This is a genomic window from Vibrio sp. B1FIG11 (assembly GCF_905175335.1).
Classification (GTDB): domain Bacteria; phylum Pseudomonadota; class Gammaproteobacteria; order Enterobacterales; family Vibrionaceae; genus Vibrio; species Vibrio campbellii.
On the sequence record NZ_HG992752.1, the window covers coordinates 258,535 to 270,814 of the forward strand.

At 47.1% G+C, this 12,280-nt stretch carries 8 protein-coding genes; 5 read left to right on the forward strand and 3 right to left on the reverse strand.

What is annotated here, in order from left to right:
- Positions 1 to 113 precede the first annotated feature (113 nt).
- On the reverse strand, positions 114 to 2,174 hold the full coding sequence (locus KHO06_RS18045; protein ID WP_212583057.1) for an ATP-binding protein: 2,061 nt from the start codon (positions 2,172 to 2,174) through the stop codon (positions 114 to 116).
- A 175-nt stretch (positions 2,175 to 2,349) separates the two neighbouring features.
- Here KHO06_RS18045 and KHO06_RS18050 point away from each other — a divergent pair, with 175 nt between their 5' ends.
- Positions 2,350 to 3,699, forward strand: a complete 1,350-nt coding sequence (locus KHO06_RS18050; protein WP_005432579.1) for a sigma-54 dependent transcriptional regulator — start codon at positions 2,350 to 2,352, stop codon at positions 3,697 to 3,699.
- A gap of 66 nt (positions 3,700 to 3,765) precedes the next feature.
- On the opposite strand, the gene brnQ is transcribed toward KHO06_RS18050, so the two are convergent.
- Positions 3,766 to 5,076 (reverse strand): branched-chain amino acid transport system II carrier protein, encoded by a 1,311-nt coding sequence (brnQ, locus tag KHO06_RS18055; protein ID WP_212583058.1) that lies wholly within the window; start codon positions 5,074 to 5,076, stop codon positions 3,766 to 3,768.
- An 833-nt stretch (positions 5,077 to 5,909) separates the two neighbouring features.
- Here brnQ and KHO06_RS18060 point away from each other — a divergent pair.
- From KHO06_RS18060 to lhgO, 3 genes are all read left to right on the forward strand, one after another.
- Positions 5,910 to 6,920, forward strand: a complete 1,011-nt coding sequence (locus KHO06_RS18060) for a TAXI family TRAP transporter solute-binding subunit (protein ID WP_005432575.1) — start codon at positions 5,910 to 5,912, stop codon at positions 6,918 to 6,920.
- A gap of 88 nt (positions 6,921 to 7,008) precedes the next feature.
- Positions 7,009 to 9,132: a TRAP transporter permease gene (locus KHO06_RS18065; protein ID WP_045396747.1), complete on the forward strand. Its 2,124-nt coding sequence runs from the start codon at positions 7,009 to 7,011 to the stop codon at positions 9,130 to 9,132.
- 8 nt (positions 9,133 to 9,140) lie between these two features.
- A complete protein-coding gene (gene lhgO / locus KHO06_RS18070) occupies positions 9,141 to 10,367 on the forward strand; it encodes an L-2-hydroxyglutarate oxidase (RefSeq protein ID WP_050913282.1) in 1,227 nt (408 codons plus the stop codon).
- Positions 10,368 to 10,413: 46 nt separating this feature from the next.
- Here lhgO and KHO06_RS18075 read toward each other — a convergent pair whose 3' ends face one another.
- The gene (locus KHO06_RS18075; RefSeq protein ID WP_005432571.1) at positions 10,414 to 10,821 is read right to left on the reverse strand and encodes a hypothetical protein; all 408 of its coding nucleotides are present in this window, start codon (positions 10,819 to 10,821) and stop codon (positions 10,414 to 10,416) included.
- A 168-nt stretch (positions 10,822 to 10,989) separates the two neighbouring features.
- On the opposite strand from KHO06_RS18075, the gene KHO06_RS18080 reads away from it, so the two are divergent.
- The gene (locus KHO06_RS18080) at positions 10,990 to 12,234 is read left to right on the forward strand and encodes an NADH:ubiquinone reductase (Na(+)-transporting) subunit B (RefSeq protein ID WP_212583059.1); all 1,245 of its coding nucleotides are present in this window, start codon (positions 10,990 to 10,992) and stop codon (positions 12,232 to 12,234) included.
- Positions 12,235 to 12,280 lie beyond the last annotated feature (46 nt).

A 12,280-nucleotide genomic window follows, 5' to 3' on the forward strand; every position in this document is an offset into this window, starting at 1 on the left:
TTCTGTATTTGAGAATAGTGTAGGTCAAGGTGGGATTCTTGTATCGAGATCGTGTTTTTCTCAAACAGCGGGAGATGCCGAGTTCTGATGATGATTTTGTAATCAATACCGACTTAAGCTGATTTGAACAATAAAGTGAAAGTCAGTCCATTTTGTTCATTCTTATGCACGGTAACTTGTCCATTCATATCACGCATATTGTTGGCCGTAATCGCTAAACCGAGCCCTAGCCCCTCACCAATTTTCTTTGAGGTTTGGAAGGGTTCAAACATCGATTCGAGCATCTCATCCGACACGCCACAGCCATTGTCACTCACCGTTAGTTCTACCTGATTTGCCGTTGGGTTGACGATCAAGTTGAGCTGAGGATTAGTGGTGTTGCCCATCGCATCCAATGCGTTCGATACAAGGTTACCAAGCACCTGCAGCAGTCGTTGCTCTTCTCCCATGATCTTGTTTAAATTTCGAGGAACACGGACCCGTACATCCACCTTGTCTAGTTGAGATTGGTAAACACGCAATGTTTCTTCGAGTGCTGAGGTAAGGGAAATCGCTTGTAAACGTTCTGGTTTGTTGTAAGCGAACGTTTTTAGCTGACTGGTCATGCTTGCCATGCGATCAATCAGTTTCTGTACCAAGACGTTATTGGCTTTCATCATGTCGGTTTCACCGCGTTCAGCCAATAGCTCATTAGTGGTGAGCAGAGTACGCAAGCCCGTTAGCGGCTGATTAAGTTCATGAGTGATCGCGCTTGACATGCGACCTAAGGCTGCCATTTTGCTCGATTCAATTAACTGGTTTTGTGCTTCTTTTAGCGCTTGAGTTCGCTCTTCTATACGTTGTGCCAGTTCTTGGTTAACCTGTTGCAGTGATTGCTCGGCTTTTTTCCGCTTACTGATGTCTATGATCGTTGCAAGAAAATACTGCTCGCCATGCCAAGGGAAACTGGTCAGGGAGAACAGAACAGGGAAGACGCTGCCATCACTCCTTTTGGCGATGGTTTCGACCGTGCTGATCTCTGCTAGCTCTTTATGTTTAGGTAGATCTTTAAGTAACTTGAGAGTGGTTGAATTTGGGTTACCGGCATCAAATAGCTCCCAAGCAAAAGTGTGTCGATTAACACTCTCTGGCAAACAAAACAAACGCTTCGCCATCGGGTTGAGGTCAAACAGTTGCCCTTGTTCGTCAATCAATAACAAACCAACGTGAGTCTTATTGATCATTTGCTTCAAGCGGCGTTGGGACTCTTCCAAAAGGGCTTGAATCCGTTGTTGGTTGATGTGTTTTTGGCGACGTTGCAAGCCAATGATGACAAGCAAGACGATCAATAGGAGCAGTGCCGCTACGCTCCAACCAATCACATTGATAGTTTGTTGAATCGGTTTGGAAGGGGTGAGGTAACTGACGTACCAATTCAAGTCATCCAGCTTCACGGTATGTGCAAAATAGCGTTGATGGTTGAGTGTCCATGCTCTGATATTGGTGTTGTCGTATAAGCGTTGAGTTTCTAGCTGGACTGTGTTGTTCGGTTCGTTAAACCAGTCTGCGTTATAGACTGGGCTGCTCGATAGGAAGAAACGCTGCTGGCGATTTTGCAATGTGATGATGTCTTGACTGGTAATGGTTTGCTCAGTCAATAGGCTCAGGTTGATTTGTACTACCACAATGCCAGCGATATCTAAGCCGTCATAGATAGGAGCGGCCAAATAATACAGTGGGCTGGAGCCTTTGGTTTTGTTCACCAAGGAGACACCGCCGCCTTGGTTGTGAATTTGTTCCACAATCGCTTTTCGGTCAGACAGGCTGAAGCGCTCTTCGATTAAACTCGACACCAATACCTCACCAGAGTTAGACAGGATCAGCCAACCTTCTGTGTTAGCGGCTTTATCCAGTTGAGTCAGTTGGGTTTGTAGCGGCTCGTAATAAGTTAGATTCCCTTTTACAAACGCGATGGTTTCCGGGTCATTGGTCACAAGGTAAGGCAGGTGATAGAAGCGTTTAAGAGCTCGGCGAACTTCACCGATATAGTCGAGCAACTTTTGTTGAGCTTCGTTTTGAGTCTCGACACTCAACCATTGACGAGCAACCTCTCGACTGGCGATATAGCAAGACAAAATCAGCATGGATGCAAGTGCGACTACAAGCCATGTTTTGCCAATTCTTCTGCGCTGCATACCGACCCCATACTGGTATTGATCTTTTTTCGACTATGAAAGAGTGCGCCTAACTGGTTGGATGTTAAAGACTTGTAAGCAAGAAGTGAGATCTAGCTCCTTTTCTCCACAGTGGTTTTTGCTACCGTTAGCACACCACGATGAATTCCTATACTTATAAATCAGGCAGTAACGTATGGCTTTTAACGACTCCCCTAAAATTGCACTTATCGAAGACGACGACATTGTTCGTCAGGCAACCAGCCAATGGTTACAGCTGGCGGGATTTGATGTATCGGCATTCAGTCTGGGGGAAGAGGGCAAAGCCGCCATTCTTAGCCAAGAATTTGATGCCATTGTGAGTGATGTTCGCCTACCAGACATCGACGGTTTATCGATACTAGAAAGCCTGATTGCCAACCATATTCAAACCCCGATTATTTTGATCACTGGCCACGGTGATGTCGATATGGCCGTTGGTGCCTTACAACGCGGTGCGTTTGATTTTATTGAGAAGCCTTTCCAGCCAGAGCGTCTATCTCAACGCGTGACTGAGGCCGTTGAGAGTTATCGCGCACAAACTTCTACTCAAGATCGTCAAGAGTATCTTTCTAGCATTAGCGGCTTAGAAGAAGTGTTGGTTGGGCGAAGTAAAGTGATGCAAAAACTGAGGGAGCAAGTTGCCAAGCTAGCGCGAATCGATACTAACGTAATCATTTATGGTGAAACAGGTTGTGGTAAAGAGCTGGTGGCCACCAGCTTACATAATGAGAGCCAACGGAGAGCCCATCACTTTGTGCCCATCAACTGTGGCGCAATTCCTGAAACGCTGTTCGAGAGCGAATTATTTGGCCATGAAGCTGGTGCATTTACCGGCGCGGCCAAAAAGCGCATTGGTAAACTTGAATACGCAGATAAGGGCACCTTGTTTTTTGATGAAGTAGAAAGTATGCCCCTGTCAATGCAAGTGAAAGTATTGCGCGCTCTTCAAGAACACACCATAGAGCGAGTCGGTGGCAACCAACAAATCTCTGTTGATTTACGGGTGATCGCGGCGGCGAAAGAAGATCTCAATGATCATGACGACTTTCGTCAGGATTTATATTATCGCCTTAATGTGGCGCAGATCTATCTACCGCCACTGAGAGAGCGTGAAGAAGACGCCTTGATCTTATTCGAGCATTTCACATTGAAGAACAACCCAAACTGCCGACCTGTGAGTGAAGCCGATAGAAAAGCCATTCTTGCTTATGCGTGGCCGGGCAATGTGCGGGAACTAAGAAACGTGGCCATAAGGTTCGCGTTAGACAACACCATTTCGGTTATGGAAATTCTCTCTAGTCGACCTTCCTCGACAAACGAAGAGACACAAGCAGGGGTGCCGTTGGTGATTCAACTGCATAATTTTGAACGCAAGGTGCTACATGATTCGTTAGTTCGAAACCAAGGAAGAATTACGGATGTGATGGTCGAATTAGATTTACCACGCCGAACCCTCAACCAAAAGATGCAGAAGTTTGGGCTGAATCGCTCTGATTACACGTAGAAAAAACGGCTTCACTTAGGAAGCCGTTTTTTGTTGAGGTACTTATTTGTTAAGGTACTTGCCAATCTAGGCTTGGTTCACCAACTCGGCTTGTTGTTGGCTTGCCTTGCGGGTAAATACTACGCCCACAACCACCATAGCGATCGTCGGAACAATCCAACTTGCAAAGTAGTGGTACAGTGGCATGTTGCTGTCTAACCATTGGTTTGCCGCTTCTGGCATGTAACCTAGGATGTGCAGCGCATCAACACAACCAAACGTTAGCGCAGTGAACGCCGTCGCGACGACCATGATTTGCGACATCTTGTTGCGCACTGGTGCCATGATCATCAATGCAATCGCCACTGGATGAAGTACCACAACCGCAGGCAATGTAATAGCCAATAGTTGCTCCAAACCTACGTTGGCGATCAAACCTGCCAACACCATGGTCGTGATCACACAGCCTTTATAGTTCACTTTGCTGAAAGTGTTGTCGTAAAACTCACTGCCTGCGGTGGTTACGCCGATAGCAGTAGTCAAACACGCCAATACCATCACGGCACCTAGTAGTAGTGAACCAAACGCACCAAAGTGGTTGAAGGTGAACGCCGTTAGGATATCGCCGCCATTGCTGAACTCAGAGCCTAAGTATGAGCTCGTCGAGCCAATGTAAGCCAATGAGATGTAAACAAATGCCATGGCAACCGCGTACATCAAAGCGGCGATTAGCGTGTATTTTGCGGTGGCTTTCGGACAATCTACCCCCATGCTGCGAATCGCACGGAAAATAATCCAACCAAAACCGATAGAGCCTAGTGCGTCCATTGTCATGTAGCCTTGGGTTAAGCCTTCAGCAAACGCGCCAGATACGTATGGACCCGTTGCCGTGGTTAGCTCGCCAGCAGGGTAAACCAGAGCGGTCACAGACATGATCACCAAGATAGCCATCAAAGCGGGAGTTAAGATCTTGCCTAGGTTGTCGACCAACTTACCTGGATATAGGGCGAATAAAATGGTGATAACGCAGAAGGCAACAGTGAAAGGCACCAAAGCGGCATCACCAAACATTGGTGCAAAGCTAAATTGGTAAGCCACAGTAATCGCACGTGGTATTACGAACGCAGGGCCAATCACGATAAACACCATCACCCAAAAACTGGTTGCCAAAGGTTTAGGTAGGGCTGCGGTTAGTTTGTCTGAACCGTTAACGATAGCCACCATTACTAGTGCCATTGCAGGCAGACCTACACCCGTCAAGAGGAAGCCAGACATCCCGCTCAGAAAGTTTTCACCTGCTTGATAACCCAAAAATGGAGGGAAGATCAGGTTACCCGCGCCTAAGTACATGGCGAAAGTCATGAAGCCCAAAGCGGCGATATTGCGTGCGCTTAACATTGTTATTCCTCTTATGTTTCGCTTGGAAGAAACTGAAAGGAATGGGAGGAGTATGTGGTGTTCCCGTCAGCTTCTTCTCAAGCTGACAGAAAGTTTAGATATAGCCTGTCAGCTCTGAATCAGTTCCAGAGAGAGCAGGAGGATCGCAGCAGCAACGCCAGATGGGCGTTTTAAAGCGAATTGTGATTGCGCAGTTGCTGACATGGATGATCCTTAATGACGAAAAAATACCAAGGAATACGTTTGCCTTGGCGTGTTGTTACCCTAACGAACATGGGGCCATTGGCACAACCCCGAAGAAGAAAATAAGTTGATACGGTCAATGTTTGTTTCTGAACTGGTGGATCGAACTGGTTTTTAAATTCAAAATCAGAATAAATGACTTTTCATTTCTGTAACATTGCTTGTTTTGCTGTATTTTTGCGCTATTTTTAGTTATTTAGGCTGCAAAGCTCCGCCGATAAAGTGAGCAGTTTAGAATGATGCGCTTTTTCTTCTTATTGTTAAGACGCTTTAGCTCCGGTTCAGCCCAAGATCTCATCGGCAAAATATTGCTCATCGGCAAACGGAGCATTTTTTCATTCCAGATCACATTTCATTAACCTTTTGCTGTGTAGTTGCACAAATTTACCCTCAGAAATAGGCAATATCTTGCTTATTGCTTTGTTATCAAATCAGCATGATTTTGCTCATTTATATCGGGTCTTGATCTTTATCTCAATAAATACAATAGCTTAAAAGTTGGCATTTCTATTGCTCTAGGCTATTTGTTGTTAATCAAGGTTTAATGCCTTGTAAATTCAAATCGTGAAACGACTACACGGAGAGTAATAATGAAAATGAATAAGCTGGTAAAAGCTTTAGCTGTCGCTGTGACTTCTTTTGGTATTGCTGCTAATGCAGTAGCGGAAGAGCGTAGCTACATTCTTGCAACGGCATCGACAGGCGGAACTTACTACCCTGTGGGCGTAGCACTGGCGACATTAAGTAAAGTGAAATTGGCACCTAAACATCACTTCTCACTTTCTGCAATTAGCTCTGCTGGATCTGGTGAAAACGTCAAACTGTTGAACGAAAACGAAGCCCAGTTCGCGATTCTGCAGGGCTTATACGGTGCGTGGGCTTGGTCTGGCGAAGGTCCTTATGAGAAGAGTGGTCGCCAAGAGCAGCTGCGTTCAGTCTCTATGCTGTGGCAAAACGTTGAGCACTTTATTGTTCGCTCTGACCTAGCAAAAACGGGTACGGTGACTGACCTGAATAATCTAGATGGTAAGAAGTTCTCCATCGGTAAGAAAAACTCTGGTACAGAGAATTCTGGTCGTCAAATCATGAAAGGTCTGAATGTCGACCCAGATAAATTCAATCTAGCCTACATGGGCTACGGTGGTAGCGCGAGTGCGCTTCAAAACGGCACTATTGACGGCATGAACACGCCAGCGGGAGTCCCCGTTGGGGCGGTCACTCAAGCTTTTGCTGCGCTAGGTAAAGACATCTCGATTCTTTCGTTTACAGACGAACAAATCAAAGAGGCGAATGGCCACTATAACCTTTGGACGAAATACGAGATCCCAGCCAACACCTACCCAGGTCTGGACAAGCCGATCACGACTATCGCACAGCCAAACTTCTTGGCCGTTCGTGAAGACATCTCGGAAGAAGACGTATACCAGCTAACCAAAGCAATATACGAGAACTTGCCATTCCTACAAGGCATCCACAAAGCAACCAAAGCAATGGCAATGGAAAAAGCAATTGCTGGCTTGCCTGTACCTCTTCACCCAGGTGCAGCGCGTTACTACAAAGAAATGGGCATCGAAATCCCATCAGACCTAATGGCGAAATAACGTCAGCTCGCCCCGAGCGTTGGCTTGGGGCATTTAATCCCTACAAACGATTTAAAACGAAAAAAGCCGCTAGAGCTTGGAGTATAAGATGAGCGACTCAATAGAGAAGGAATTGCAGAAGTTTGAGCTGCCCACGCGCACAGACTTTCCGTGGGTAACGACCACAATTACAGTGTTTGCCGTGGTGCTATCTGTTTTGCACATTTGGTTTAATACCTTATCGACGTTACCGGAGTTATGGATTTCTGCCACTCACTTTGCTGGTTTTGCAGTAATTTGTGCGCTTTGGTACCCGGCCCATATCTCTCTCAAGCAGAGTAAGATTGCACTGGGCGTCGATGTGTTGATTGCCATGGGGGCCGTCGCGTGCTTGCTCTACATTCCTTATGCCGAAGACGCGCTGTACGAACGCGGTGTGAAGTTCGTGACCAGCGATTGGGTGTTCGCCATCTTGGCCATCTTGATTGTTATCGAACTGATTCGACGTACTATGGGCTGGTTTATTCCAGTGCTGATTGTGGTGTGTTTAAGCTACGTTGTGCTTTGGGGTAAGTGGGCAACCGGTATTTTCCACTTCCCGGGTTTGAGTATGGAAACTTTACTTTACCGCAGTTTCTATTCTTCAGAGGGCATGTTCGGCTCGATTTCACGCATCAGTTGGACTTTTGTATTCATGTTCATTCTGTTTGGTGCGTTTCTTGTTCGCTCTGGCGTCGGCGATTACATCATCAATGTGGCACGTGCGGCGGCAGGCAAAATCATTGGCGGTCCCGGTTTTATCGCGGTAATTGGCTCGGGTTTGATGGGCTCTGTATCGGGCTCTAGCGTAGCAAATACAGTTTCAACTGGTGTTATCAGTATTCCTTTGATGCAAAAAGCGGGGTTCCCTTCGCGCTTTGCTGCGGGCGTTGAAGCGGCGGCCTCGACAGGTGGTCAGTTGATGCCACCAGTGATGGGGGCGGGTGCTTTCATCATGGCGTCATACACGCAAATTCCTTATGTTGATATCATCGCGGTTTCTTTCATTCCAGCTCTTATCTACTTCTTGTCTGTGGCGTTCTTTGTGCGTATCGAAGCTAAACGCAGCGGTGTTCAGAAGATCACGACCAGTGATGAATCTCTACTTAAAGTCGTAGTCAGCGGCTGGCACAACCTTATCCCACTGGCTGTATTGGTTACTCTTTTGGTCCAAGGCTTTACGCCAACTTACGCGGCGGGTCTATCGATCATTTCTGTTGTGGTGGCTTCTTGGTTCTCAAAAGATCACAAAATGGGACCAAAAGCGATCATCGAAGCGCTTTCGCAAGGCGCGAAAAACATGGCGACAACCGCCGTATTGCTTGTGGGTATTGGTTTGGTGGTCAACGTGATCAGCACCACGGGCATCGGTAACACGTTCTCATTGATGATCGACGGCTGGGCGAATGGTGACTTGTTCATCATGATCGTTCTGATTGCGCTCGCCTCTCTGGTATTGGGCATGGGGTTACCAGTAACGGCGGCTTACATTGTTTTGGGTACACTGTCTGCTCCTGCGCTGTACAAGTTGATTGCGGAAAACCAATTGCTTGAATTAATGGTGTCGGGTCAATTACCAGAGCAAGCAAAAGCCATCTTTATGTTGGCGGCGCCAGAAAAGCTGGAACTGCTTAATGCACCAATGGCGTTGGAAACCGCGAAAGAAATGGTGGCGTTAGTGCCCGCTGACTTTATGGAAACCCTATTAGAGCAAAGTTTGGGTATGGAAGCGGTAGGTTTAGCACTGCTGGCTGCTCACCTCATCATCTTCTGGTTATCGCAAGACAGTAACGTAACACCACCAGTGTGTTTGACCGCTTTTGCAGCAGCAACCATTGCAAAAACACCACCGATGCGCACCGGTTTGATGGCGTGGAAAATCGCCAAAGGTTTGTATCTTGTGCCGCTACTTATTGCCTACACAGGCTTAGTCAGTTGGGATGTGACGTCGGTGATTACCGTGGGCTTCTTTGCCATCATCGGTACCTATGCATTGATTGGTGCGATTGAAGGCTACTTGGAAGGTCCACTAAACATTCTGATGCGTCTTGTGTTGATTGTGGTGGGTACATTGCTTGTTTGGCACGACATCCCAATGTTGGTTCGTGTAGCAAGCTGCGCAGTATTTGTCGCGATTTTTATTTACAGTGGTCGTAAGTTCAAATTGCAACAATCTCAACTATCGGTTTTATAAGAGGTCGTATGAAATCAGTCTATGACTACATCATTGTTGGTGGCGGTATCGTTGGTGTGTCGACAGCATGGCAACTGCAGCAACGTCACCCAGACAAATCCATTTTATTGGTTGAGAAAGAGTCCGGTTTTGCCAAGCACCAAACCGGACACAATAGCGGCGTGATTCATGCCGGGGTGTACTACGCACCGGGCAGCTTAAAGGCAGATTTTTGTAAGCGAGGGGTAGAGCGAACCATTTCGTTCTGCGCCGAGCACGATATTCCGGTGGAGAACTGTGGCAAGTTACTGGTTGCTACCAATGAGCAAGAAGTCGAACGTATGAATGCCCTCTATGAGCGCTGCCATGTCAACGGCATCGACGTAAAGCTACTCGATGAAGTTCAACTCAAGCTGGCTGAGCCAAACATCACAGGCTTGGGCGCGATTTATGTCAAAACCACCAGTATTGTCGATTATCGTTTGGTCACTGAGCAGATGGCGGAAGAGTTCCAAAAGCTCGGTGGTCAAATCAGCCTGAGAACCAAAGTAGTGGCTGCCGAAGAGAAGGATGAAGAAGTCCAACTTACCTGCATTTCAGACGGTCAAACCATGCAGCTCAATACCAAGTTCTTGGTTACTTGCAGTGGCTTGATGGCGGATCGTATGACTAAGATGATGGGTATTCCAACCGACTTTCAGATCATCCCTTATCGTGGTGAATACTACCGCTTAGATAGCAAACACGACCAAGTGGTGAATCATCTTATTTACCCAATCCCAGATCCTGATTTGCCTTTTTTGGGTGTCCACCTCACTCGTATGATTGATGGTAGTGTGACTGTTGGTCCAAATGCGGTGCAAGGCTGGAAGCGAGAAGGGTACGATAAGGTCAACTTTAGCCTGCAAGATACCATGCAAATGCTCAGCTTTTCAGGTTTCTGGAAGGTGACACAAAAGCATCTAAAAACCGGATTGGATGAGTTTAAGAACTCGTGGTGGAAGCCGGGCTATCTCAAGTTGGTCAACAAATACTGCCCAAGCATCAAGGTCGAAGATCTCAAACCATATCCTGCGGGTATTCGCGCGCAAGCGGTGTTATCTGATGGCACTTTGGTTCATGACTTCTTGTTTGCCGAGAGCGCAAGAAGCCTGCATGTTTGCAACGCACCCTCTCCCGCAGCGACATCTGCAATGCCGATTGGGGAGTACATTTGCGATAAAGTGAATGAGAAGATAGAGGCGAAAACGGTATAAAACAAAGGCGACTAAACGGTCGCCTTTGCTGTATTTGGAAGAGCCGTTAAGACTCTCCACCTTTAGGGCAAAGTTCGCCTTTCTTGGCGTGTCTTTCAATCATGTAATCGCCTCGGGCACTGTGCAAAACAATCGCATTCCACACCTGCCCGTCTTTGAGTTCAAACTCCATCGCATAGTGTATGCCGCCGACGACTTGGGTTCTCACATCATTGATTTGTTTTAGCTTATCCGTGGCATTCATTTGATACAAAATCATACTGAGAGAACGCTCTGCATCAGGGGTGACTTTCGCTACTTGCCACCCTCCTGGAACGCCACCTTGTGCGCCGCATATCGCTTGCATTTTCTTTTTCAAAGCCGGTGACATTTGTTTGTCGACTGCTGTTGCGCTGTTAGCGAATGGAAGCGCGGTAATCGCCACAATGGTCGTCCACATCATCCTTAACTTCATAAATTCACTCCGTTGTTTTGTTATTGATTGAGTATAAGCACGACTTTCACGGTTTACATAATTGCAGGGAATTACGGTCCAACTTGTAGGTACGGAACAGAAGAGTGAAAAGAGTAAAAAAGATCGCTTTTGAGTGGCACTCGTAACACTTCTAGAGGAGGAGACGTTATGAGTCTGAAGCAATATTTTGAGAAGGTCTCACCAAAGTTTGAACCGGGAGGCCAATACCAAAAGTTCTACCCACTTTTTGAAGCTGTCGAAACCCTTTTTTACACGCCGGGTAAAGTGAATCGCGGCGCTACTCATGTTCGAGACAGCATCGATTTAAAGCGGATCATGATTATGGTGTGGCTAGCCGTTTTCCCCGCGATGTTTTGGGGGATGTACAACATTGGTCAGCAATCCAGTGACGCGTTGCTCTATGGCCTTGACCAAGCGGCAGCGCAGCAAGCTATTGATGCCTCTTGGGGGCTAAGCTGGGTTTGGGGTTCGGTAGAAGCCGCGAGCCAAGCAGGTTGGGCAAGTAAAATGCTGGTCGGCGCCACGTACTTTCTGCCTGTCTACGCGACCGTGTTCATTGTCGGCGGTTTTTGGGAGGTTCTGTTCGCGATTGTCCGCAAACACGAGGTGAATGAAGGCTTCTTTGTGAGCTCCATTCTGTTTTCATTGATTCTGCCGCCAACCATTCCACTGTGGCAAGCCGCCTTAGGTATCACTTTTGGTATTGTGGTAGCGAAAGAAATCTTTGGTGGCACGGGGCGAAATTTCTTAAACCCGGCATTAGCAGGGCGAGCCTTCTTGTACTTCGCTTATCCCGCTAACATGTCTGGCGGTGCTGTTTGGGTTGCGGCAGATGGTTACTCTGGCGCTACACCGCTGAGCCAATGGTATGAAGGTGGTCAGAGTGCCTTGACGAACAACATGACGGGGCAGTCTATCTCATGGATGGATGCGTTTGTTGGTAATCTGCCCGGTTCGATGGGGGAAGTCTCAACCTTACTTATTGCGCTCACAGGTCTAGTGCTGATCTTCATGAAGATCGCTTCGTGGCGAATTGTTGCAGGGGTCTTTGTTGGCTTAGCCGTAACTTCGCTACTGCTTAATGCGATTGGATCGAATACAAATCCCATGTTCTCTATGCCGTTCTACTGGCACTTCGTGATCGGTGGTGTTGCGTTTGGTACCTTCTTTATGGCGACAGACCCAGTATCCGCTGCGTTTACTAATGGTGGTAAGTGGGCTTACGGTATCTTGATTGGTGTGATGACGATATTTATCCGTGTACTCAACCCAGCCTATCCGGAAGGCATTATGTTAGCGATTCTGTTTGCCAACTTGTTTGCTCCTTTGTTCGACTACATGGTCAAAGAGAACAACATCAAACGCAGAATGAAAAGGGTGAGACCTTCGTAAAATGAGGTAAGCTTCACTGAAATTTGATTGAAAACTGCACTATATT

Excerpts from the sequence above, each read along its gene's own strand:
- KHO06_RS18045 (WP_212583057.1), bottom strand. The coding sequence starts at position 2,174 with ATGCAGCGCAGAAGAATTGGCAAAACATGGCTTGTAGTCGCACTTGCA.
- KHO06_RS18050 (WP_005432579.1), top strand. The coding sequence starts at position 2,350 with ATGGCTTTTAACGACTCCCCTAAAATTGCACTTATCGAAGACGACGAC.
- brnQ (WP_212583058.1), bottom strand. The coding sequence starts at position 5,076 with ATGTTAAGCGCACGCAATATCGCCGCTTTGGGCTTCATGACTTTCGCC.
- KHO06_RS18060 (WP_005432575.1), top strand. The coding sequence starts at position 5,910 with ATGAAAATGAATAAGCTGGTAAAAGCTTTAGCTGTCGCTGTGACTTCT.
- KHO06_RS18065 (WP_045396747.1), top strand. The coding sequence starts at position 7,009 with ATGAGCGACTCAATAGAGAAGGAATTGCAGAAGTTTGAGCTGCCCACG.
- lhgO (WP_050913282.1), top strand. The coding sequence starts at position 9,141 with ATGAAATCAGTCTATGACTACATCATTGTTGGTGGCGGTATCGTTGGT.
- KHO06_RS18075 (WP_005432571.1), bottom strand. The coding sequence starts at position 10,821 with ATGAAGTTAAGGATGATGTGGACGACCATTGTGGCGATTACCGCGCTT.
- KHO06_RS18080 (WP_212583059.1), top strand. The coding sequence starts at position 10,990 with ATGAGTCTGAAGCAATATTTTGAGAAGGTCTCACCAAAGTTTGAACCG.